General features: G+C 30.7%; 21 protein-coding genes. 11 read left to right on the top strand and 10 right to left on the bottom strand.

All coding sequences use genetic code 11. The features are described 5' to 3' along the window. Window positions 1-157: 157 nt before the first annotated feature. Window positions 158-4,171: an AAA domain-containing protein gene (locus tag KM029_RS16715; protein ID WP_144074332.1), complete on the bottom strand. Its 4,014-nt coding sequence runs from the start codon at window positions 4,169-4,171 to the stop codon at window positions 158-160. Between the two features lie 148 nt (window positions 4,172-4,319). On the opposite strand from KM029_RS16715, the gene KM029_RS16720 reads away from it, so the two are divergent. Next, window positions 4,320-5,354, top strand: coding sequence for an FAD:protein FMN transferase (locus KM029_RS16720; RefSeq protein WP_144074333.1), 1,035 nt, complete (start codon window positions 4,320-4,322; stop codon window positions 5,352-5,354). A gap of 44 nt (window positions 5,355-5,398) precedes the next feature. Here the strand turns inward: KM029_RS16720 and KM029_RS16725 are convergent, their stop codons facing one another. Beyond that, window positions 5,399-5,791 carry a DoxX family protein gene (locus KM029_RS16725; protein WP_144074334.1) on the bottom strand — a complete coding sequence of 131 codons (393 nt, stop codon included), beginning with the start codon at window positions 5,789-5,791 and terminating at the stop codon, window positions 5,399-5,401. 226 nt (window positions 5,792-6,017) lie between these two features. On the opposite strand from KM029_RS16725, the gene KM029_RS16730 reads away from it, so the two are divergent. After that, a complete protein-coding gene (locus tag KM029_RS16730) occupies window positions 6,018-6,179 on the top strand; it encodes a hypothetical protein (RefSeq protein WP_158631088.1) in 162 nt (53 codons plus the stop codon). Here the strand turns inward: KM029_RS16730 and KM029_RS16735 are convergent. Both KM029_RS16735 and KM029_RS16740 read right to left on the bottom strand, forming a co-directional pair. Then, the gene (locus tag KM029_RS16735; RefSeq protein WP_144074335.1) at window positions 6,176-7,231 is read right to left on the bottom strand and encodes an MBL fold metallo-hydrolase; all 1,056 of its coding nucleotides are present in this window, start codon (window positions 7,229-7,231) and stop codon (window positions 6,176-6,178) included. The genes KM029_RS16730 and KM029_RS16735 overlap by 4 nt on opposite strands. Before the next feature lie 15 nt (window positions 7,232-7,246). Then, the gene (locus KM029_RS16740) at window positions 7,247-8,161 is read right to left on the bottom strand and encodes an oxidoreductase (RefSeq protein ID WP_144074336.1); all 915 of its coding nucleotides are present in this window, start codon (window positions 8,159-8,161) and stop codon (window positions 7,247-7,249) included. A 324-nt stretch (window positions 8,162-8,485) separates the two neighbouring features. On the opposite strand from KM029_RS16740, the gene KM029_RS16745 reads away from it, so the two are divergent. Further along, a complete protein-coding gene (locus KM029_RS16745; protein ID WP_144074337.1) occupies window positions 8,486-9,673 on the top strand; it encodes a phosphoglycerate kinase in 1,188 nt (395 codons plus the stop codon). A gap of 63 nt (window positions 9,674-9,736) precedes the next feature. On the opposite strand, the gene KM029_RS16750 is transcribed toward KM029_RS16745, so the two are convergent. After that, a complete protein-coding gene (locus KM029_RS16750) occupies window positions 9,737-10,213 on the bottom strand; it encodes a GNAT family N-acetyltransferase (RefSeq protein WP_144074338.1) in 477 nt (158 codons plus the stop codon). A gap of 320 nt (window positions 10,214-10,533) precedes the next feature. Here KM029_RS16750 and KM029_RS16755 point away from each other — a divergent pair, with 320 nt between their 5' ends. The 3 genes from KM029_RS16755 to KM029_RS16765 all read left to right on the top strand — a co-directional run bounded on the left by KM029_RS16755 (window position 10,534) and on the right by KM029_RS16765 (window position 13,853). Further along, window positions 10,534-11,091, top strand: a complete 558-nt coding sequence (locus tag KM029_RS16755) for a DUF308 domain-containing protein (RefSeq protein WP_144074339.1) — start codon at window positions 10,534-10,536, stop codon at window positions 11,089-11,091. A 222-nt stretch (window positions 11,092-11,313) separates the two neighbouring features. Further along, the gene (locus tag KM029_RS16760) at window positions 11,314-11,934 is read left to right on the top strand and encodes a response regulator transcription factor (protein WP_158631089.1); all 621 of its coding nucleotides are present in this window, start codon (window positions 11,314-11,316) and stop codon (window positions 11,932-11,934) included. Between the two features lie 101 nt (window positions 11,935-12,035). Then, window positions 12,036-13,853, top strand: a complete 1,818-nt coding sequence (locus tag KM029_RS16765) for a sensor histidine kinase (RefSeq protein ID WP_144074341.1) — start codon at window positions 12,036-12,038, stop codon at window positions 13,851-13,853. A gap of 56 nt (window positions 13,854-13,909) precedes the next feature. Here KM029_RS16765 and KM029_RS16770 read toward each other — a convergent pair whose 3' ends face one another. Next, complete coding sequence (locus KM029_RS16770; protein ID WP_144074342.1) at window positions 13,910-15,205, bottom strand: DEAD/DEAH box helicase; 1,296 nt, start codon at window positions 15,203-15,205, stop codon at window positions 13,910-13,912. Between the two features lie 685 nt (window positions 15,206-15,890). Between KM029_RS16770 and htpG the strand changes: the two genes are divergently transcribed. The 3 genes from htpG to KM029_RS16785 all read left to right on the top strand — a co-directional run bounded on the left by htpG (window position 15,891) and on the right by KM029_RS16785 (window position 18,898). Continuing rightward, on the top strand, window positions 15,891-17,765 hold the full coding sequence (htpG, locus tag KM029_RS16775) for a molecular chaperone HtpG (protein WP_144074343.1): 1,875 nt from the start codon (window positions 15,891-15,893) through the stop codon (window positions 17,763-17,765). A gap of 173 nt (window positions 17,766-17,938) precedes the next feature. Further along, a complete protein-coding gene (locus KM029_RS16780) occupies window positions 17,939-18,427 on the top strand; it encodes a TlpA family protein disulfide reductase (protein WP_144074344.1) in 489 nt (162 codons plus the stop codon). Window positions 18,428-18,481: 54 nt separating this feature from the next. Next, window positions 18,482-18,898, top strand: a complete 417-nt coding sequence (locus KM029_RS16785; protein ID WP_144074345.1) for a secondary thiamine-phosphate synthase enzyme YjbQ — start codon at window positions 18,482-18,484, stop codon at window positions 18,896-18,898. Here KM029_RS16785 and KM029_RS16790 read toward each other — a convergent pair. The 3 genes from KM029_RS16790 to KM029_RS16800 form a co-directional block, all read right to left on the bottom strand. Then, entirely contained in the window at window positions 18,885-20,585 is a 1,701-nt protein-coding gene (locus KM029_RS16790) for an AsmA family protein (RefSeq protein WP_158631090.1), read from the bottom strand. The genes KM029_RS16785 and KM029_RS16790 overlap by 14 nt on opposite strands. A gap of 96 nt (window positions 20,586-20,681) precedes the next feature. Beyond that, complete coding sequence (locus tag KM029_RS16795) at window positions 20,682-21,641, bottom strand: YeiH family protein (RefSeq protein ID WP_144074347.1); 960 nt, start codon at window positions 21,639-21,641, stop codon at window positions 20,682-20,684. A 74-nt stretch (window positions 21,642-21,715) separates the two neighbouring features. After that, complete coding sequence (locus tag KM029_RS16800; protein WP_144074348.1) at window positions 21,716-22,609, bottom strand: LysR substrate-binding domain-containing protein; 894 nt, start codon at window positions 22,607-22,609, stop codon at window positions 21,716-21,718. A 234-nt stretch (window positions 22,610-22,843) separates the two neighbouring features. Here KM029_RS16800 and KM029_RS16805 point away from each other — a divergent pair, with 234 nt between their 5' ends. Both KM029_RS16805 and KM029_RS16810 read left to right on the top strand, forming a co-directional pair. Then, window positions 22,844-23,221, top strand: a complete 378-nt coding sequence (locus KM029_RS16805) for an arsenate reductase family protein (protein WP_144074349.1) — start codon at window positions 22,844-22,846, stop codon at window positions 23,219-23,221. Between the two features lie 56 nt (window positions 23,222-23,277). Continuing rightward, window positions 23,278-24,402 carry a DegT/DnrJ/EryC1/StrS family aminotransferase gene (locus tag KM029_RS16810; RefSeq protein ID WP_144074350.1) on the top strand — a complete coding sequence of 375 codons (1,125 nt, stop codon included), beginning with the start codon at window positions 23,278-23,280 and terminating at the stop codon, window positions 24,400-24,402. Here the strand turns inward: KM029_RS16810 and KM029_RS16815 are convergent. After that, complete coding sequence (locus KM029_RS16815; RefSeq protein ID WP_158631091.1) at window positions 24,367-25,077, bottom strand: DUF2490 domain-containing protein; 711 nt, start codon at window positions 25,075-25,077, stop codon at window positions 24,367-24,369. The genes KM029_RS16810 and KM029_RS16815 overlap by 36 nt on opposite strands. Window positions 25,078-25,098 lie beyond the last annotated feature (21 nt).

Consider the following 25,098-nt stretch of genomic DNA (forward strand, 5'->3'; position numbering starts at 1 on the left):
TTTTTGTTTACTAATTAAAAATTCCTATTACTTATTTGGTGTTTAATCCTTTTTGTAGAATAATATTCTCGGTAATTATTTTAACTCAAAATAAGTGAGTGTTTATTCATTATTAAGTAATTGATTATTTTGAATTAAATGAATACTTATTCACTTGTTATATGAACCGATTATTTTCTGTGTTTTCTATAAAAGAGGCGATTTTTTTATTAAACTTTTTAGTGTTTTTCCAAATGTTTCTACTATAAAAACGTCCAAAGTTCCAATGTTTACTTTTAAGTTCTATCGGGAAATATCCATGAGCTTCTTTTACAGAAATAAACTGATGATAATTTTCGTCATCAGTCATTAATAAGCCAATTGGTGTTTCTTTTTCCATTACAGTTAAAGCAGAGAAAGGTAAGAGTTCTTTTACCTCGTTATTCTTTAAAATTTCTTCTTTTAAAGTTTTACCAAAACCCCATTGATCATTAATATAAGAACTAGGAGTGTAGCCGTTTTCAGAAACATCTTGAGCATAATACAAGAACTTCTTTAATAATTTAGGCCCTTCATTTTTCACATCATCTGTTTTAAGTTGATGAGAGAAAATACTACTAACTACAAATTCTTTTTTTCTAGCTCTTGTTATCGCTACATTAAGTCTTTTCTCTCCGCCTTCTTGACTTAAAGAACCAAATTGTAGATTAATTCTACCTTTTTCTGTTGGAGCATAGGTTATTGATAATATGATATTATCACGTTCATCTCCTTGAATATTTTCTATATTTTTTACGATAGTACCTTCAGGCCAATTAACATCAATCCTATCCATAATTTCTTGAATAAGCTCTTGTTGTTTATGGTTAAAAGTGATAATCCCAATGCTCCTTTCTCCTTGGTCAACTAATTTTTTAGCAATTTTCACTACGTGAATTGCTTCTTCTTGGTTAATGCCTTTATTCCATACAGCACCTTCAACTTTAATAAACTCAATTCCATTTTCGTGTTTATCCATTTTTTCAAAATAGGGAATAAAACGAAGTTTATTTTTATAAAAATGTTGATTAGAAAAATCAATTAAATCAAAAGATTGACTTCTGTAATGGCCTGATAAATAATGTTCTCCTAAGAATTGCTTCCCAAGATCTAATAATGAGTTGACTTCAAGTGCAGGTTCTAAATCGTATTCATCATCTTCTTCCCATTTAGGCTTATACAAATCAAAAGGAGGTAGTTGTTGAGAATCTCCCATAATAGCAACTTGATTTCCTCTATACATTGCAGGAATACCTTTTTCTGCAAAACACTGTGAGGCTTCATCAAAAATTACCAAATCAAAGAAAGGTATTAAAGGGAAAATAGCAGAAGCAGCTTCTGGAGAAGTTAACCAACATGGCAATAAGTCAAGAATTTCATCTTGGAAATTATGGAAGGTTTTCCTTAAAGGCCAAATACTTCTTTTTTTATTAACCTGATGATATAAATCTCTATAAGTAACTCTATTGTTTAATCTATTGTATTCTACTTTTTCATATGTACGCTCTTTCAGGCGTACTAATGTCATGTCTTTAGCAATGGATCTTTTTTCTAAAATAGCTTCTTGAAGGTTTTCTTCAAGTTGTTCCATAGCCCCATTAGATACTATTCTTAAAATAGGGTGTTTGATTTCTATATGATACAGCCAACTAATATTTAAACTGTTTTCAAAATAATCTAGAACTTCTTCAATAGGATATTTATGTACCCCATCCATATTTCCATCAATTATTCTGAGAGCAACCCATTCATGTTGACCAAATGATTCTTTTAATTTATCGAAACGGCAAATTTCATCAAAATCATCTTCAAGAACCTCTTTAAATTCTTTAATATTAATCTTATTATTAAGAATATCTTCCACCTCTAGTGGAGAGAGGTAAGTTTCCCAATTTGCTCGGGTTTTTGGTATTTTATGGATACACTTAAATAAGACATCCATTTTAGTCCAAAGCTCATCGTAACTATAATTATAGAGCTCGATAAACTGAACACTAGAACGCAAAGAAATATAGATTTTACGGGCTTCAATTGCTTTTAACCCTGCTGCAAACCATTTAATCCAAGTTGGTTCTTCTAAATCTGCTGGGAAGTAAGAAAGCCATTCGTACTTACGCATATCATTTTTTTGGTGCGTAAGGTTCATTCTATTTTCTAATCTATCTCTTAAATCTCTAAGCCCTTTTTTGGTATTAGGAAGGTTATTTTTTTCAAGTAATGTATTGATAAATTTTTTGTGAGAAGAAAATTGCCACTTTAGTAAAGTGAGTGGGTTATTTTTTGCATCAATTGAGGTTGTTACCCATGAGATTGCATTTCCAAGTTCATCATCAGAAAGTGTTTTTTCTACTTCAGTACCTGCATTATTAAAAGAGCTAAGGCAGCCTCTTCTATGATTTTGCCAATCTTGAATAGTAGGTACTCGACCTCTCTTTTTTATCATCAAGTTAAACATTTTGTAGACTTCAGGGTCACTGATAATCTCCATAAATTTGTTCACTTGATTTTCTTGTCTCAATATCCAAAGGCATTCATCAAATGATAATTCTACTTGAATATTTTCTTTTATTTCTTCAATTATTTGATCTCTGAATGGAATAATTTCATCAATAACTTCATGCATATGTGTTATAGCACTACTATCGAAGTTATTAAATGGAATTCTATCCTTCCATACATAACCATCAGCATCTAATTTTTCTGCAAACTCTAAATACGTTTTTAAACGTTTTCTATAATTTTGTGCTTCAGATAAATCAAATTGTTGGTAACATCCTTTTAAGTGAGTGTGTGCAGATTTTCTATTGCATTTAAGGTATAATTCTTTTGCAGAAATCCCACATTCTTGTGTATCGTACAAAGCTTCTCTAAAATCATCTAGCTGAGAAATTGTACTATCTATTTGTTTTGATCGTAGAGCAAAGTTACGTTCTAGCTGCATTGCCCCAAGACTATGGTTATCTTCTTTAAATTTTTCAAGAGCATCAATTTGCTCTTTCATTTTGTTATAAATGTGCCCTCTATCATATCTATGATCATGAACCATTGCACAAAAAGAACCCATAGAAATTTCTTTCATTCTTTTAAATACAACGTCTAATGCAGCACGTTTTTGAGAGATAACCAATACATTTTTTCCTCTTGTAGTAAAGTCTGCAATTAGGTTACAAATTAATTGAGATTTACCACTACCAGGAGGACCTTGAACAACTACAGAGTTCCCACTTTTTATAGTTTTAACTACTTTCTCCTGAGAGGCATCCATAGGGTATGGAGAAAGTAATTCTTCTTCTTGTTGAGATTTACCTACATAAGTATCTTTTACACCAAGGCCTATTAAATGATCTTGAGGTGAACCAAAGAAATCTTCTAAATCTTTGACAGCGTAATTTTCAATCAAATCATCATAATCAGGCATTAAGTATGAATCTGATTGCGGAAAGATACCAACTAATGCTTCAGAGAAAAGTTTCATTTCACCTTCTCCATATTGAGTAGTGAAATCTGTTTTCGTTAACTTGTCAAAAGGTTTAACCCATTCTCCAAATGTATCTTGATTAAAGTTTAATTCTAATTTAGAATTTTCTAAAGTATGATATAATTTGGTTAAAAATTCTCTAGAGTCTTTAGGGAAATCCTCAAAAGTTAATTCTAGAAAATCGTCTTTAAAACGGGTGTTATTATGATGAGAAATTGCTAATAATAATGTTTTATTGAAAGTAACTTCTGTATTTTCTCTTAATTGTAAACACCAATTTCCATTTTCAACCACAAGGTTTACAGGAAAGAAAAGTAACGGAGCACGTAAATTGCCACCTGTAGCTAACCTACCATGTACAAATGGGTATCCTAAGAATAAATCGTGACGACCTCCTTCTTCTAAAACATACTTTGCAGCTTTAGACACTCTTCTTAATTGCGTACTAATTTTGTTTGCACTACTATCTCTAGCATCAGCAACAGGACTAATTGGAATATTTTTGTATCCTTTTATTACCTGACGAATTATATCGAAAGAAGGCAAATGCATTAGCTGATCCAAATCTGCTAAATCTACATATTGACCAGAATAGGCTCTTGGCAAATACAAAGATTTATTTCTTGCAGATAAATTGGCAAGTCTCTTTTGGTAGGTTTTGAGGGTCTTTTGCACTGTTTACTTTTTAATTTTGGTCTTAATCACAGAATCTTTTAAAATAATTGCTAAACAAATAGGTGTATAATAAAAGACTTAATCACCTTTGTAAGAGTAATAGATTCACAATTTCTATCAAGATACACAACGAATAATTAAAATCGTAATGGATTACAGGAAGAAAAATATTATTTATTCGATAATTCTAATTGCTTTCATTGGAATTGTTTGGTCATACAGACAATCGCATCAACCAATTAATACTCATTTTCATGTAACAGGAACAACAATGGGTGTAGTTCCTTATAATGTGAAATATATTGATGAACAGGGGAGGCCTTTAGACAATGAAATAAAAACAGCATTAAAAGAATTTAATCAATCGTTATCAACATACATTCCTTCGTCAGAAATATCAAGGTTTAATTCAGGAGATCAATTAACATATGAATCAAAATATTTTTATCCTGTAATTAAGGAGAGTAAAATAATTTATGATGAAACAGGTGGAGCTTTTGATCCAACAATTCAACCGTTAGTAAAAGCTTGGGGTTTTGGGCCAGGAAAAACACCTACAATTAAACCAGAACAGGTGGACTCTATTTTAGAGTACGTAGGTTTTGATCAATACATTTCTTTTACTGACAAGGTAGTGTCAAAATCAAAAAAAGGTGTAGAATTAGACTTTAGTGCAATTGCTAAAGGTTATGCTGTAGATATTGTTGCAGATTTATTAAGAGAAAGAAATATCTCTAATTTTATGGTCGAAATTGGAGGTGAGGTTGTTTGTTCTGGTAAAAATGAGAAAGGAAAATTATGGAAAATAGGTATTGATAATCCTCGTTTTTCTGAATCTGGCAAAAACCAAATTTCTATAATTGTAGAGTTAGACAATAAAGCATTGGCTACTTCCGGAAATTATAGGAACTTTTATATTAAAGAGGGAAAGAAATATGCACATACTTTAGATCCGAGAACAGGGTTTCCGGTGCAACATAGTCTTTTAAGTGCGTCTGTATTTACACCAAGTTGTATGGCCTCTGATGCATATGCAACTGCATTTATGGTAGCAGGTGTAGAAAAATCTATTAGAATAATTGAAAGTAATCCAGAAATAGAAGCTATTCTTATTTATGATGATAATGGTGAAATGAAAAACTATATTTCTTCTGGTGCTGAAAAATATATTTATAAGAAATAATAAAAAAAGGTAGGATGCATATAAATGTAACCTACCTTTTAATTTTATAGTTTGTAACTGATATCAAACAAATAAGGAATGTATTTTCTCTGATCCCAAAGAACTATTCCACTTAATATTTCTGTTATTATAGCTAAGAAAAACAACGAACCTCCGTCTCCATTAACTTCGATTCCAATTACAGTAAGGTGCATTACTATTGCTCCTCCAATTATACCTAAGGTTAGCCCTGCTCCTAACCAAGTAGTTCTAGGAATTAGAATTAAAATACTTGCTATTAACTCCGTAATTCCAATACTTATTCTTCCAAAAGGTTCTAACCCTACTTGAGAAAAAATATAAACACTATCTGGGTGAGCAGAAAATTTAAAACGTAATGTTTGGACTAATATGATTGCAATTAATATTTTGATTGTAATGATTATATACTTTTTCATTATATAAGTTTTTAGGGTGTATCTCTAATTTCTATTACAAATTAAGGGTATTAAAACTTCTCGAAGTGTGAAGCATATCACATTGAATAAAAATTAACAATTTAACATAATTAAAGAATTTTTAAATATGCGTTAATGATTACATCTTTTTCTAAAAAAGCCTCGTAAAGTAATTTAGATTACACTCACTACTATATCAATCACAATCACTTACGTCACTTAAATTATGATAGCTTTACGTCAAAACTTTAGAAAAGTATTCTTTTGGTTTAAACTCACAGTAACTTTAACATCAAGTTCTGTTATTGCTTCGACAGAAACTGTTGAAGAAACTGATTTTCTTGTTATAGAAATTTACGAATCAGTTACAGAGTTTGTAATGAACTAATCAAGTTTATCCCACCAATTTGTATGTTTATCTTCTTTACCAAGAGTTACTACTTCTCCTATTTTAGGAGTGAAAAACTTTAAATCCTTTTTCTTTGCTTCAATAATAAACCGCTCAATGGGTTCTTTCCATGGGTGAAGCGCAAGAACAAATCCACCCCAATGTACCGGCAAAGCATTTTCTACTTTTGCATCAAGTGCAGCTTGAACACTTTCTTCAGGATACATATGTATACTGTGCCAATTCTCGTTGTATTGTCCATTTTCCATAAATCCCCAATCAAAAGGACCGAGTTTATCTCCAATTTCTTTAAAATGGTCTCCATAGCCACCGTCACCACTCCAATAAATTCTTGTATTTGCGGTAATAAACGTCCATCCACCCCAAAGCGATTTTGCTCTGTCGGTTAAACCTCTTCCAGAAAAGTGTCTTGATGGAGTATATGTAATTTCAATTCCTTCAAAAAGCGTAGTATCCCACCAATCCATTTCGGTTATTAGATTTGCATTTATCCCCCATTTAATCAAATGCCTTTTAGATCCTAACCCTACAATATATTTCCTTACTTTAGTCTTCAACTTCGTGATACTCGCTAAATCTAAATGGTCGTAATGATCATGTGTAAGCATTAGTACATCAATTTCAGGAAACTGATCAATAATATCTAAACTGTTTTCACTAAACCTTTTTGTTGTAACCGGCCCAATAGGAGAGGCATCAGGGCCTAGCATAGGATCTATTAAAATGGTTGTACCTTCAATTTGTAATAAGGCACATGAATGTCCGTACCAAACACATTTAGGAATATCTGGTGTACTTTCAAATTTCTTTTTATCCAAAGGACAAATAGGAAGATTTTCTTTCGGGGCTCTTGCAGCTCGGTTTGTAAGTTGAGCTTTTAGTAAACCAGGAATAGTTTTTAGGTTGATATTCATGGTAGTCAACTCAAGATTTTCAAACTTTCCGTCTTTCCAATTTTTTGATTTTTCTAATTTTTTCTGTTCTTCAATAGAAAAAGGTCCGCCAAATTGTTGACTAAATAAATGGAGCATAAATATAGTATATGATTAAATTGAGTAAGTAAAACCAGTTAAACGTTCAGAAGCATCCCATAGTAATTTAGAAATATCTTCTCTATGAGAGTATTTTGTTGAAGAGACTTTTTTAGGCTTGTGCCCTTTAATTTCATTGAAACCATTTGGTCCTGTATAATCACCACTTTTAATATCATCTCCTAAAGCTGCATATACAGTTGGAAGTGCCCCCATTTCAGGAGTATTAAAAAATCCACCAAATAATGTTTCAATAACTGTGTATAAAAACTTAGGAACATGTTGCCCTAAATTAGTTGTGGCTCCTCCAGGATGAGCAGCCACAGACAGAACTTTACTTCCACTTCTTTCAAGTCTCCTTTTCAATTCGTAGGCAAACATTAAACAAGCCAATTTACTTTGGCTATAAGCACCAAATTTAGAATATCCCTTCTCAGCATTGAGATTGTTTAAATCTATTTTTCCATTTTTATGAGCCATACTGCTTAAAGAAACGATTCTAGATCCTTCTGTTTTTTCTAATAGTGGTAGAAGTAAGCCAGTTAATTCAAAATGGCTAAAATAATTTACGCCCATCTGACTTTCAAAACCATCTTCAGTTTTAGCAAATGGAGGAACCATTATTCCTGCATTATTAATAAGTAAGTCTAATCTATCAAATTGTTCTTTATATTCACTCGCAAAATTTCTTACAGATTGTAAAGAATTTAAATCTAATTTCATCACAATAATTTTTGCACTCGGAACAGTTTTAATGATTTCCAGTTTTGCCTTTTCAGCTTTTTCAATATTTCTACAAGCCATCACCACTTTAATATCTTTTTTTACAAAAAACTTAGTGGTTTCATATCCCAAGCCAATATTGGCACCAGTAATAATAGCTACTCGGCCTTTTTGCGAAGGAATAGTGTTGAAATTGAACGTATTCATTTTATAAATTTAATTAGGTAGTGAATTTAAAGTGATTGATAACACTACATTAAGTTATGAATTAAAGATGATTAATTGAAAGTATGTTAACGAAGGTATCATTTTCTTATGCTTTTGGGTTAAAGTAAGTAGAACACTTTGGCAGCCGGCCAAAATTAGTTATCTGATAAAAAACTTGACACTTATTGTTTAAAACAGTGATTTTTACGCTTAATGATTTCTTTTTGAAGTCTGATTTTGATCATTTTTTTACTCGATTAATAGGTCTAGTTTGCGTCTGCAAAATTAAAATTCAAAATAATCTATTAAACATAGTTTAAAATTATGAAAACGATCGATTCTTATAATTTCGAAGGAAAAAAAGCTGTAGTACGTGTAGACTTAAACGTGCCGTTAAATCCTGATTTCTCAATCCGTGATTTTACACGTATTAATGCAGTTATTCCTACGGTAAAGAAGATCATTGCAGATGGTGGTTCAGCTATCTTGATGTCTCATATGGGACGTCCGAAAGATGGTTTTGAAGAAAAATTCTCTTTAAAGCACCTTGTTGCTACACTTTCTGAAAAATTAGGTGTTGAAGTAAAATTTGGTGGAGATCCTATTGGTGCTGAAGCAGATGCAATGGCAGCAGATCTTAAGCCAGGTGAAGTAATGCTTTTAGATAACCTTCGTTTCTACAAAGAAGAAAAGAAAGGTGACGAAGCTTTTGCTCAAAAATTAGCTTCAAGAGGTAATGTTTGGGTTATGGATGCGTTTGGTACTGCACATAGAGCTCACGCTTCTACTGCTGTAATTGCTAAATTCATGGAAGATAAAGTTTCTGGTTATGTAATGGCAGCAGAAATTGAAAATGCTAAGAAAATTACAGAAAACCCTCAACGTCCTTTCACTGCAATTATGGGTGGTGCTAAGGTTTCTGATAAAATCTTATTAATTGAACGTATCATGGATGTTGCTGATAATATTATTATCGGTGGTGGTATGGCATATACATTCTTTAAAGCGCAAGGAGGTACTATTGGTAACTCTTTATGTGAAGAAGATAAATTAGATCTTGCTTTAGAATTAATCGAAAAAGCAAAAGCAAAAGGAGTGAATTTATTATTACCAGTTGATTCTGTTTGTGGTGATAAATTTGGTGAGGATGCAACTGTTGCATCTTACGATTCTAATGCAATTGCAGACGGTTACATGGGTCTTGATATTGGACCAAAAGCATCTGCTGAATTCTCTAAAGTAATTAAAGAATCGAAGTCAGTTCTTTGGAACGGACCAATGGGTGTTTCTGAATGGGCTAACTTTGCAGCTGGTACTACAGCAGTTGCAACTGCTGTTGCTGAAGCAACTGAAGGCGGTGCATTCTCATTAATCGGTGGTGGAGATTCTGCTGCAGCGGTTAATACTTTAGGATTCGGAGACAGAGTATCATACATCTCTACTGGTGGTGGTGCAATGTTAGAATTAATGGAAGGTAAAGTTCTTCCTGGTATTGCAGCTTTAGAAGACTAATCTAGTCTGATATAGATATATAAACTCCCTACATTGTTTACAGTGTAGGGAGTTTTTTCTTTTTTAAAAGGACGATATTTTTACTGCTGATAAAGTAGGTAATTCTAGTCTATCATTATCTATTTTGAACCCATTTCTCAAATAGAAGTTTATTGGTGATAAATATTTCTTGCCATCTGATTTATAATACCTGTCATGATCTATTACCCAACCATTTAATTTGCCAAAATTTTGTTTTCCTAATGTCAAAAGCTTTGAGCCAATACGTTGATGTTGATAAAAACTATTTACAATTGTCGCAAACCAAGTTTGTTTTTCCCTCTCAAAACAGAAAAACCAACCTACTATTTGGTTGCCATAATTTTTAACTAAAATATGTTGCTTATTTTCTAAGTTATTAAGGTATGTATTTAGAGCATCAATATTCTCGAAAGCCAATTGCATTGGATATTCTTTATTCCAAAGTTTACAGATAGTTTCTTTGTCAAATTCAGATAATTCAGACTGTATATTGATTTTGTAGTCTTTCCACTCTATCATAACTTTTCTTATTTAATACATTTTAATCTTAACAGCCAATATAAGCAGGTTATTTTTAAGAGCATAAAAGTAATGTAATACAGTAAACATTAGTAATTGCATTTGAAATAGAATTCAAGTTGTTGACATTTATTATAAATTATTACCTTTAATAATTTATAGCTTTATAATCCTATTAAGAGCAAATAAATATTTACAGCTGGTTAGTAAGTATTTTTTTAAGAGTGAATTTAGAATATACTCGTTAAAATATTTTAAGATTAGAAACTGAAATTCATTTCTATACGTTATTAATTGTATATATTTAAACAAAGTTAGTGATGAAGACATTTATAAGAACACATGACGAAAAATTGACGCCCTATTGGTGGATGTCTGGTCTTACAGGAGTTTCTTATATACTTATAGGGGCACTTCTTTTGATTATTCCTTTTGGCTCAAATTTTCAGTTAACAGAATTCTTTGCTGCAATATTATTGATCAATGCGTTGTTTGAAATAAATTTTATAATTACAAATAAATCAAAAATATTTAGCTGGGGTTTTAATTTAATTAATACTGTATATGATTTATTGATGAGTGCTATATTAGTGTTTAGTAATGAATTAGGTCGATATTTTATCATATACTTTTCTGGGTTTTGGTTATTATCAAAATCTATAAGTTCATTAAACCTTGGACTTCATTTAAAGAAAAAGTCCTTTTTAAAAGTATTGTCAATTTTAACAAGTATCGTAGCATTAGTTTGTTCAATGTTTCTAATAATTAATGAATTGTTTTCGTTTTTAGAAATTAGAGGAATTATTGGAGTAGGTTTATTATCAATGGGACTTAGTAGATTGTTTGATTTTAAACTACAAGATAAGGAGAGATACTAACTAAAGAATCATATTTACAATAAGTAAGTATGATTTTTTTTGTCTTAAGAACAAAAAAACTACACTAATTCAATTTATGAAATAGAATACATTGCATAAAAACTACTTTGTTTTTTATGTTATATGTGTATAAATCATCATATTTACATTTATACAAACTTGACTACTATTATAGAAAAGTTTTACAACAACTGGATTATAAAAACGACTTACCTACTCACTATGTATTCTATTAATATATTAATTGTTGATGACCATATACTATTTAGTATGGGAATAGAACAACTAATAAAAAAACACTTTACCGCCGAAGTTCAATCTATTTCTAATCCTGAAGAAGCTTTAAAACTTCCATTAGGAATATATGATATCATTTTAATTGATATGGATATGCCGCAAATGAAAGGTTTTGAATTTATTGAAAGAGCTCAAAAGAAATTGGTTGGCAGAAAAACTAAATTTCTTATCGTAACAATGCACGATAAACCTTCTATTATAAAGAAAACCATAGAACAGAAAATTAATGGTTATATTCTTAAAGATGATAATGCAAAAGAATTTGTAAAAGCTATTGATAGTTTAAAAAATAATGGCACTTATTTTTCTGAAAGAATTAAACACATTCTAGAATCTTCTACAAAAGATAATGAGGTTTTCCTATCACCGCGCGAAGAAGATATATTAAAGTTAGTTGCCAAAGGCAGGAGTAATGCTGATATTGCAACTGAACTATTTATCAGTACAGAAACAGTTAAAACACATAATAGAAATATTAAATCGAAATTGAATATTGAAAATAGAGCAGATCTAGTAAAATATGCAATTGATAATCTATTAGTTTAGGTTTAATTATAAACTGTTTCTATATTTCTTATTATAATATCTACTTTAGTTTAGGCTAAATTTTTCAGAAAGCAACCGAGTAAAACTATCATTAACTATCTATGTTCATCTACTGTCGTTTATTAATTTTTTTATTACTACTATATGCTACTAACACTTTCGGTTTTTTAATTAAAGCTGATAGTCAGCAAGTATTAAATTGTACAGAAGGAGTGCAGATTTATGCAGATGAATCTCCATTAATAATTAATGACATTCCATATTTTCCCAACCTATGGATTGATCAATCAATTAGTGGCCTCTCAAACGGACCTTTTAATAAAGGTAAGTGGTGTAAATTAACCATTGAGAGTAATCAAAAAATTGATAAAATTCTTTGTTTTAAATATACTCTTATTCCAGTTTTTAAATTATGGATCGAATCAGATAAGAAAGATTTAGAAATAATTAATGCAGGTACAAAATCAGATTTCCATCAAGAAGAGAATAATTACAATTTTAGAGGGTATTCTATCCCTTTGAGTTTTGAGGCAGGGGAGACAAAAGAAATATACTATTTTATGGATGGTGAAGGTTGGCCTACGCATACCGACATATTTTTATATGAAAGTGATACCTTTTATAACAATGTACATAATGAGCGAGAAGTAATAAAAATATTAAGAATTATTGTATTAGTATTTCTTACTTTGGGTTTGATAATAGGCCTATCTACGAGGAAAAAAATATTTGTTTTTTATGCGATATCATTTTATGGAGGGTTACTTTTTGCAGAAAGTGAACTGGGCTTATTTTTAAAATATATACCAATAGAATTAGAGCAATTAAACTATGTGATAAGGCATGTAGCGAATATGATATACGTTACATTTCTGATGTATTTCTACTATTATATTGCAGATAGGGACCCGAGTTTTAGAAAAATATTAATATGGATAACACCAGGAATATTTACTTATACAGTTCTAACTACCTTGTTGCTGGTATATGTATCTAATTACATTGTTGTAGCAAGTATTTTTACAAGTATTGTTCTTTTATCATGGATTAGTTTTGGCTTGTGTTTTTATGTTTTGTTAAAACAATGGAATAAAAATAATTCATTAGCAAAATATACATTCATCGTTTTTATTTCAAGGCTTTTTGTAATTGCAGTTTTTGTTTCTTTACCTCATATGGGGATAATAGAAAGGGCTAATTTTACAGATTATCTTTATTATATTTTTATTACATACGAATCACTATCATACTTTGCTATCTTGATTAATCACTTACTAAAGGTGTATGAAGAGCATAATTCATTATTAATTTCTCAAAAAAATTACGAAAAAGAATACTCACAAGCCATTCTTAGAGGACAGGAAGAAGAAAGAAATAGAATAGGAAGGGAGCTCCATGATTATGTTGGCGGAAATTTAGCACTAGTAAATAAATCAGATGATTTAGGTGATAAAGAAATTAAATCCATAATTTCTAAAACGATAAAAGTAGTTAGAGATATGAGCCATGGTTTACTATCTCCAACACTTGATTCTATTAACTTTAAAGAAGCTATTTTAGATTTAGGAGCAAGGTATAATAATGAAAACATGCATGTTTATCTTCAGTTTCACTCATGGCCCGAAAGTACAAATTCAGACAATTTAAACCATTGTTATAGAATTACACAAGAGTTACTAACCAATGCAAAAAAACATAGTAATGCTACTTCTATATATTTACAGTTTTTTGGGGAAAAGAATGCAAATATTGGCCGTATTATTTATGAGGATAACGGAATTGGCTTTGATATAAAAAAAATAAATGAAGGAATTGGACTCAAAAATATTAAATACCGTTCAAATGTCATTGGAGGGACGATTACAATAGAGTCTTCTGTTTACGGAACATTTATTAGAATTGAAGAAATTAATTTATAAAAAAGAAGGTTACTACTTAATATTAAGTAGTAACCTTCTTTTGGATTATGAGTAAGTTAAGATTTTTTAGTGTTACCTCTTCTCGCTCTATTTCTATTATTTCCGCCACTATTGCCACCACCAGAAGATGTATTTCTACCTTTCTTAGGAGCACCTTTAGACCTAATTCTTTGTCCTTGTTTTTGTTTTTTGGCAGTAACCTTTGCAAGGTCACTTTCTTTCTCAAGCATTGGGAAAGAATGATCTTTAATTTCAGGTATTCTTTTACCAATTAATTTCTCAATGGCCTTTACATCTTTTAATTCAGAGCCATCAGCAAAAGTGTATGCAACACCTTCTTCTCCTGCGCGGCCAGATCTACCAATTCTATGTACATAAGTTTCTGGAGTATCAGATACCTCAAAATTAATTACAAATTTTAGTTGGCTGATATCAATCCCTCTTGCAGCAATATCAGTAGCAACTAATACTCTAATTTTTTTATCTTTAAAATTAGATAAAGCTCTTTGTCTTGCAGTTTGAGATTTATTACCGTGTATTGCTTCAGCTTTAACACCTTTATCACTTAAAGTACCGGCAATGTGATTTGCTCCTCTTTTGGTACGTGTAAAAATTAGAATGGAATCCATAGACTCATCTTCTAATACTTCAAAAAGTAACTTTTTCTTATTACGTTTATCTACATAATAAATAAATTGATCGATAGTTTCTGCAGTAGAAGAAACAGGAGTAACTTCTACTTTTTTAGGTTTTGTAAGAATTCTGTTAGAGATCTGTACAATACTATCAGGCATAGTTGCAGAGAAAAATAAAGATTGTCTTTTCTCTGGAAGTACTTTTAATATCTTCTTTATATCATGGATAAAACCCATATCTAACATTCTGTCAGCCTCATCTAGAACAAAAATTTCTAAGTGAGAAAGAGATATAAACTTTTGCTGCATTAAATCTAATAAACGACCAGGAGTTGCTATTAGAACATCTACACCTTGTTTTAATCTTTTAACTTGTTTTTCTTGAGATACACCACCAAAAATAACAAGCTGTTTTAAATTATTATTCTCATTATACTCACTGAAACTTTCTCCAATTTGTAAGGCTAACTCTCTAGTAGGTGTTAAAATTAATGTTCTAATTTTATTCCCCTTTTTAGGATTCTGAGAAAGACGCTGAATAATTGGTATACAAAAGGCTGCAGTTTTACCTGTTCCTGTTTGTGCACATCCTTGTAAATCACGACCTTCTAAAATAAAAGGGATAGATTTTTCTTGAATAGGAGTTGGTGTTGTATATCCACGAGTTTCAAGTGCTTCAAGGATAGATGGCATTACGCCAAGGGATTCAAATGTCATATAATGATTATAAAAGTTACTTATGAAAGACAAAGCTAATAGTTAGAATGAATAAATTTCAGATTTATTGAAAACATATTCAATTCATTAGTACCTATTGGGAAGATATTGCACATTTAAAGACTATTTGATTAAAAATCAAAATGATATGTAAGAAAAAAGCTGTCGAAATGTTCGACAGCCTTTCATTATGATGTGTGACTACTTATACAAATTTGAAGGCAAGACCAAAATCTGGTCTTACGACGTTTTTTAAAATACTCTTAAATAATCTGTAGGGAAATAAATAATACTGGAATGTATTATTATGTCTAAACATTCATGAGAAAATATAATCTCGAGATTTATTGATTAGCTAAATTTATGCCCGTTAGATATATGTTTATTAGAGAGTTTTCAAATTAGTTTTTGAAACAAGATTTGCTCTTATTTCCATTGCTATACTTTAATTCCAATTATAATAGTTGAAATTACTATTGCAAATTTATACTATTTTTTCTTGAAACCCAATAGAAAACCGATTCAATCCAAATTACTATAGGATAACTGACATTTCGACAGATTAAACTGACAAAAAAACTATTTTTTCGGTATGGTATGCAATTTGGAAATAGTCATGATGCTGAATTGGTAGAATATACCATTTAGCTTTTAAAAGTAATTTATTAAACTAAATATAGATAAAATGGCGTCAAAAGGTTCTATTTCAGTAAATACTGAAAATATCTTTCCAATAATTAAAAAGTTCTTGTATTCTGATCACGATATATTTTTACGTGAATTAGTAGCAAACGCAGTTGATGCAACTCAGAAACTTCAAAAGTTAGCATCTATGGGAGAATTCAACGGGGAATTAGGAGATCTAACAATCCAAGTTGATGTAGATAAAGAAGCAAAAACAATCTCAATTACTGACAGAGGTCTTGGTATGACCGAAGATGAGGTTGAAAAATATATTAATCAAGTAGCATTTTCTGGAGCAACAGAATTTGTTGAAAAATTTAAAGATGTAGATACATCAACTATCATTGGTAAATTCGGTTTAGGTTTCTATTCTGCATTTATGGTTGCTGATAATGTTGATGTAATCACTAAGTCGTTTAAAGACGAGCCAGCTGTTAAATGGGAATGTGATGGATCTACTACTTACGAAATCACACCATCTGACAAGGCGGATAGAGGAACTACAATTGTTCTTCATGTAAACGAAGATTCTGAAGAATTTGTAGACGAGCACCGTTTACGTCAGATCTTAGATCGTTACTCTAAATTTATGCCTATTCCAATTCAAGTAGGTGTTGATAAGAGAACAGAAAAAGAAGGTGAAGGTGATGATGCTAAAGATGTGGAAATTGTTGAACCACATATCATCAATAAAAACGAACCTTTATGGACTAAAGATCCTAAAACATTAACAGACGAGGATTACTTAAACTTCTACAAGGAGTTGTATCCAATGTCTGAGGAGCCTTTATTCTGGATTCACTTAAATGTAGATTATCCATTCGAATTAACTGGTATTCTTTACTTCCCTAAAGTAAGCGAAGATATCACTCCTCATAAAGATAAAATTCAATTGTACTCTCGTCAGGTATTTATCACTGACAATGTAGAGGAAATCATGCCTGAGTTCTTACGCTTAATGCATGGTGTAATTGATTCTCCAGATATTCCATTGAACGTTTCTCGTTCTTACTTACAATCTGATGCTAACGTAAAGAAAATTTCTAGCTACGTTACACGTAAAGTAGGTGATAGATTGAGCAGCTTGTTCAAAAATGACCGTGAGAACTATGAGAAGAAATGGGAAAGTATTGGTCTATTCGTAAAATACGGAATGATGACTGATGATAAATTCTTTGACAAAGCGAAAAAATTCTGCCTTTTTGAAAACATTGATGGCAAGAAATTTACGCTTGAAGAATACAAAGAGCATATTGCTTCTAACCAAGTTGATAAAGATGGTAAATCTGTATTCTTATATGCTTCGGATCAAGGTACTCAAGATACTTACATCCAAGCTGCTAAGAAGAAAGGGTATGATGTCTTGAAAATGGACACTATGATTGATAATCATTTTGTTAGCAATACAGAGCATAAGTTCGAAAATGTTACAATGAAGCGTATCGACTCTGATACTGTAAACAACTTGATTGAAACAGATGAGAAAAACGAATCAGTTCTAACTGAAGATGAAACTAAGAATTTAGTAGATATCTTTAAAAGAGCATTAAACAACGACAAATTAGAGCCTAAAGTTGAAGCTATGACAGCTGATGAACTTCCGGTAATGATTACTAAACCTGAGTTTATGCGTAGAATGGAAGAAATGTCAGCAATGCAAGGTGGCATGGGTGGCATGTTTGGCGGATTCCCAGGTGGTGATACTGTAACTATTAACGGTAACAGTGAACTTGTTGGAAGAATCTTGAAAGAAGAAAATACAGATGCTCAAGATAAATTGGTAAAACATGCTTATGATTTAGCAAAACTATCTCAAGGTAACTTGAAAGGTGCTGATCTTACTGCATTTATCAACCGTTCTTTAGATATTATCTAGTATAGCAATATACCAATGATTACAAAAGGTCGATAGGTTTTAACTTATCGGCCTTTTTTTTGCATTCTAATGTTTTAGGAAGAATAGACACATACAAAGGAATTATATCCTATAGTTTTAGAAATCCATTTTGCATCTTTACATTGAACAATAATTTTATACACGCACTCATTATGAAAAAGAAATTAATTCTCCCACTTTTAGGGGCAATCATCACATTAGTATTCGCAAGTTTTTCATTTTTACCAAAAGCTGATAAGGAGTTATATACTTTTAAGGATTTAAAAGGTGAAAAAGTTGACTTCAAGCAATTTGAAGGTAAATATGTTTACATAGATGTTTGGGCATCTTGGTGTGGACCTTGTTTAAGAGAAATTCCTTCTTTACAAGATTTAGAAAAAAAGCATCATGGTAAAGATGTAGTTTTTGTAAGTTTATCGGTAGATCAAGATACAGAAGCATGGAAAAAAATGGTGATCAAAAAAGGGTTAGAAGGTAATCAGTTCCATTTTGCAGATAATAATGATTTTGTTCAAAAATTTAATATTCAATCTATTCCAAGGTTTATTTTATTAGATAAAAAAGGAAAAGTGAAAGCAGCAGATGCTCCAAGACCATCTAGCGAAGACATAGAAAAACTATTTGAACAATTAGGAATATAAGATTTATAACGAAGCTGCATTAATTAAAAATGCAGCTTTTTTTTTTTAGTAAAAATGGTTTTACAAAAAGAAATACAATTAAGACCTTATTCAAGAGGATACCATATTATAACAGATGAGGTTTTGTCTAAAGTGCCTGAAATAAAAGGTTATACAGGTATTTTACAGGTGTTTATAAAACATACTTCTGCATCACTTACTATAAATGAAAATGCAGATCCTTCTGTAAGAACAGATTTTGAAAATCATTTTAATAGAGTTCATCCAGAAAATGCACCTTATTACGAACATACTTATGAGGGAGCTGATGATATGCCAGCTCATTTAAAAACAGCAACTTTAGGAACATCAGTATCTATCCCAATTAATAATGGAAGACCTCTTTTAGGTACTTGGCAAGGTATATATCTAGGTGAGCATAGAAATAGAGGTGGAGCCAGATCTTTGGTTATTACTTTTATTGGTGAGTAGCTTTTTTGTGATGTTTATACGCTTTCCTCTCCTCAGGGGGTAACTGTGAGTACGAACCAATTACTGAGGTTGGTGCACCCGATAATATAGTATGAATTAAATAATGAATTGGCGATTTATAGGTTACTCTCTTAAAATATAATGGCGCATGTCTAGCTCTTTTGTCATCCCAATTATTTTTATAGGCAACAATATTATTTGCAGCAAAACCAGCTAATGATTCTACAAAGCTAACTTTCATGTCATTTTTACCTGTAATTTTTAGTTTTAAATCATTGTAAAAAAAATCTAAATTACCTCTACCAATATCATTATTTAGAGTCAGATTAAAATTTATTTTTTGAGAATATCCTCTTTGAAATAGAACACCAAGGTTGTTGTGTGTAAAATTATTTAATGCAACAAGAGGAAACTTTGATATATGACCATCTGCTTTTAAAAACCAATTAGAGGTAGTATCCAAAGATATTGAAGATTTTAAATAGGCAGGGTATTTACTTAAGAAGTTAAATTTTAAATCAATTTTGATAGGGGAATTACTTGTAGAATTGATATTATGAATACTACCATTTATTTTACTTAATCGAAGTATACCTGGATTGTCTGCATCTTTACTTTTTTCTCTGTAAGAGATCGCACTTTGATTTATATTGATTGTATCAATTTGCAGATCAATCTTCATTCTTTTAATTAATTTATTGGGTAGTTCTTTATATTTAGAGGTGTCCTCCTGATAGTTTTTATCTCTGTAGATATCATAATTTAATTGATCTACGGAAATTTTATTTAATGCAATAATATCCCGGTTAAATAAGTGCTCAGGTTTAAAACCAGACCCTTTCAATTCTTCAATTTCCAATGTCATTTTATCAGTTTGTTTTCCTGATATATCAAAAAACAATTTGTCAGAATAAAGAGGATGAAGTTTAAATTTTGAAAGTGTAATAAAATCATTCTGGTTATTAATAACTAGACTATCAAATTCATACCCATATAAACTTCCACCTTTTCTCATAAATGTAGGTCCACAAGAGAACATAAATGTTTTGATGTTTATAATTTTATTAATGTTGTTTTCATCAAGATTAAACTCAATACCTTCGATAATGAAATTCTGTTTGGAATGAAAAACATGTTTGTGCTTATTATTTTTATCTACAGAATATCCATTAAATTCAGTATCTCTAATTTCAATAGAAGAAATCCCGATAGAGGATAACCTTTTACTAAGCACATCTAGTTTAGGTATAGGTGAATGTTTACCCGTTTTTTTAGTAACTACTTTTTTATCTTGGTTTATCCAAAAATATTGAATGTTAGGATGAATTATTCTGATGTGTTCAAGGTTTACTTCACCTAAAATAGCACTACTGAAAATATTTTTGAATTGAATGCTAAGAGTATCAACCGACCCATTGATCCAATCGTTATGATTATCTTGAATATTAGGAATAATGGTAATGCCTATAGCTTTTATCTTGCTAGAAGACCAATTGATATCAAAATCTTGAAAATTGACAAAATACCCTTTCCCTTTTTTTCCTATTGCGATTTCTTTTAAAGTATCTGTAGCTAGTTTCTCTAATCTATAAGTTCCGAACTCTATAATTACTAATAGAGCAACAGGTAGTAGAACAAGAACTAGCAGGCTAATAAGAATATTCTTTTTGGTATGGGATATATGCATATAAATAGGTATTAGATTATTTATAAAAATAACAAAAAAAACCTTTGAATAATTTATTATACAAAGGTTCTTCATAGTAAACTGAAATCTTTTTTGTTAATTAAATAAATGCATTACTGCAACTAATGATACAATAGATGCACAGAACCACAATATAATACCTTGATACATTGGCTTAGTTCCTACATGTTTTACGCTATCTAAATCTAAAGTACAACCAATAGTAAATAATGATAATGCCAAACCTTTGTGAGCAATGAAATTACAAATAGGAGCAATAACATGAGTACTTGGAATATATGAATTGATAAGCATTGCAATTACAAAACCTAAAATAAATGTAGGCATTGTTTTAAAGTTGATTTTACCTGATTGGCTAAAAGCAGCAATTAAAGAAATAGGTACAATCCATAGAGCTCGTGTTAATTTAACTGTTGTTGCAATTTTTAATGCTTCTTCACCATAGGCTTGCGCAGCACCTACAACAGCACTAGTATCATGAATAGCCAAAGCAGCCCACCAGCCAAATTGATTCTGTGACATATCTAGGTATTTACCTATTACCGGGAAAAGTACTAAAGCCACAGCATTTAAAATAAAGACTGTACCCATAGCTACAGAAATTTGTCTTTCATTGGCTTTTAAAGCTGGGGCCATTGCTGCAATTGCACTTCCTCCACAAATTGCCGTTCCAGAGGCAATAAGTCTATATATTGTTTTATCGAGCCCAAATTTTCTACCTAGAATACCTCCCATAGTTAATGTTAAGGCAATACTAGTAAAAGTAATTAAAGAACCCTCAGAGCCCGTTTTAATAGCATCTGTAGCATTTAAACCAAAACCTAAAAAGACTACAGACCATTTTAAAAGACTACTACTAATTTTTTTGTTTAATTGTTGATTGGGTAGTTTAAAGAAAATAGCAAAGAAAATACCACTAAATAAAGCAACAGCAGTAGATACCCAAGGAGTTAATGTTAGTAAGGCTAAAGTTATATAAACAACTTTGTTTAAAGTTGGATAAGATTTAATATTTTGAATCGATATATTATTCATAAATTTTAATTTTTGATTACATACAAATGTGTTCAAAAATTAGATGAATAATAATTCAGAAAAGTAATTGGTTATTACTTTTTGTTATAATGAAGCATTGTATAATCCATGAATTTATTTCCTAAGCCTATAGATCCACCTTCCTTTATAACAAAATGTAACTTTCTGTTCATCTCAAAATTTTCAATATCAATTATTTGAAGTTGATCTCTATTTAATTCATCAAGAACAGAGTAGATAGATAGAATTGCATAATTAGGAGATGAAGCAATGTATCTTTTTATACTTTCGGTTGTATCTAACTCCATAATTATATTTAAATCATTTATAGATAGAGATTCTCCTTTTAAAGCATGTTCAATTATTTTTCTAGTTCCACTTCCTTGTTCTCTCATTACAATGGGTTTAGAAAAAATATCTTGCAATTCTACAGTTTGTAGCTTATTAAATTTAGATGATGCAACTAATACCAATTCATCATTTAAAAAAGGTATATATTTTAGCCCTCCTCTATGTGGGGAACCTTCAATCATACCAATATCTATTTTATCTTCAATAAGCCAATTTTCTATAGCTTCTGTATTACCACTTTTAATCTCGACCTTTGCATCTTTTACTTTTTGCTGAAATTCCGCAATCACGCTAGGTATAATATATTGTGCAATTGTAGTACTTGCACCAATACGTATAGTACCTCCTTGATGATCTTTTAAGGCATCCATTTCAAAAGTTAATTGCCTTTCTAAGCTAAAAATCTTTTCACAATAAATCTTTAATATTTCACCAGCTTGAGTTAAATGAATAATTACACCTTTTCTTTCTAACAAAGGTAATTGGTATTCCTCCTCTAAAGCTCTAACGTGTTTAGTTACAGCAGGTTGTGAAATCCCTAAAACTTCAGAGGCTTTTGTAAAACTCTGACGTTGAACTACTTCGTAGAATACATGTAATCTGAAATGTGATTTCATTTTTTTTGCTTTAGGTTTGATTTTTCACTAAATTAATAGACGGAATGAATTAAATATACACTAGATGTGTATTAGTTGCTAACATTTTTCCACTATTAATAATCCAAAAAACGATACAGTATTAAAAAGTATGATAATTATCAATAATTCTTGATGATGAAGATTTCGATAATTGGAAGCATTTATTACTAAATTATGATATAATAATATACCTGTATCCAATAAACTACCACCATGTCACTATCAATAACTAAAAGACCTGTTATCCTTTATGACAGTTCTTGTCCGAAACAAAGTAAATTTGCAAATGATGTAAATTTAAAAATCACAGATCTAAGAGAGATTGAAGTCAATGCTTGTCCACTATCAGAACGATTGCTTGTTGATATTCTCGAAAAAATGAGAGTAAAACCATCTTCTGTGTTGATTAATGAGAAGTCACCTTGGTATAGATGCTTTTCAGATGATTTTTACGAAATGAGTGATGTTGTTCTAATCAGAACATTAGTCGATTTCCCCTCCTTGTTAAAAACACCAATTGTAATTCTTGATGAACAGGTATTTGTTGATCCCAAAGAGGAGTATCTTCCAATAGAAGAATTTGCGTATTAATTTCTTTAGAAATAAGAGAAAAGGTATTATCTATACATTTATTAAAAAATAAGTATATGATAGTACCTTTTTTGTCTTTAGATAGTATTCATACTTCAATTAAAAAGGAAGTATTATCTGCAATTGAACAGGTTTATAATGCAAATGATTTTATTTTAGGTGAGAAGTTAACTGCGTTTGAGGAGCAATACGCCAAAGCAACAGGAGTAAATTATTGTGTAGGTGTTGGTAACGGCTTAGATGCACTAAAAATAGCATTATTAGCACTTGATATTAATAAGGGAGATGAGGTAATTATTCCAGCAAATACATTTTTTGCTACCTTACAAGCAGTAGTACTTGTTGGTGCTAAACCTATTCTAGTAGATGTAAATCAAAAAGATGGTTTAATAGACATTGATTTATTAAAAAAGAGCATAACCTCAAAAACAAAAGCAATACTACCTGTTCATATGTATGGTAATGTTGCAGATGTATTATCTATATTAAAATTGATTAAAGGGAAAGAAATTTACCTTATTGAAGATAACGCTCAAGCTCATCTTGCAACTCTTAAAAACCAATTTACAGGTAGTTTTGGTCATATTAATGCAACAAGTTTTTATCCAGGAAAAAATTTAGGAGCATTAGGTGATGGTGGTGCAATAACTACAAATAGTAAGGAATTAGCAGATAAATGCAAAGCAATTAGAAATTATGGGTCTTCTGAAAAGTACTATTATGATGTATTAGGTGAAAATTCTAGATTAGATAATTTACAAGCAGCAGTATTATCGGTAAAGCTAAAATATTTACCAGAGTGGACATTGGAAAGAAAAAAAATAGCAGCAATTTACGCAAAAGAATTATTAGGAATAGGGGATATCAGTATGTTTGAAATAGAGAATACTGTCGGGCATGTCTATCATTTATTTACAATATTGACAGAGCATAGAGATCAATTATCAGCGTTTTTAAAAGAAAAGAACATCCAAACTATAGTTCACTATCCTGTCCCAATCCACCTACAAAAATCTGTAGCAAATTTAGGGTACAAAAAAGGCGATTTTCCCGTTTCCGAAAAAATCGCCAATTCTATTTTGAGCCTACCCCTTTTTATTGGTCTTACTAATAAAGAACAAATGTATGTGGTAGCACAAATTAAATTATTTTTTAGTGTGAATAACCTGCTTCACGCATAGTCTTAAAACATCTGCATGATGAACAGACCCTTGTTGGTTTTTAAAACTATCCTCTCTTATATATTGAGCTTCTAAAGCGAGGTTATCATTTAACTTTTTATTAATGACTGCATAGGCTCTATGTTTATTGACAAAAGCATTTGTAGACTTATCGTTAAAATTTATAAACATTTCACCCCCAATACCAAAAGTCCAAGAATTGATAGCTTTTCTTACCATGTAAGAATACCTAAGTCTATTTTTCTGATCCTTTTCTTTATTTTCTTCGCCTTGTATAGTAGTGGTTAAAAACTGCTCTTCAAACCTTGCTCTTTGAGTAAAATACCAAGATTTATTTCTACTTAGAAAATGTTTCCCGATTAAATCTTGGTTTGGACGTATTTCTGATACATTTGCTCCTTCTGAATCAAATACATAAAAATAACCAATCCCAAGTCTGATAGAAAAATTCTTGTTGATTTTATACTTTGCCCCTGAACGAGCTTGTACTCTATTTGCCGTTACATCAAACTGGTGCAAATAAGCAGCATCAGTATCAATACTCCATTTCTTATTTAGCTTTATGGAATTAAAATAATGTAACCATAACCTTTTATCATCTGATATTTGAGCAAATGATAAGTCAGATATTAAGAAGCAATATATTGCTATCGATATTTTTAAAAAATTTTTCAATGTTTGCCGCTTGTTATTTAT

The sequence above is a fragment of the Flammeovirga kamogawensis genome (assembly GCF_018736065.1).
Taxonomy (GTDB): Bacteria; Bacteroidota; Bacteroidia; order Cytophagales; family Flammeovirgaceae; genus Flammeovirga; species Flammeovirga kamogawensis.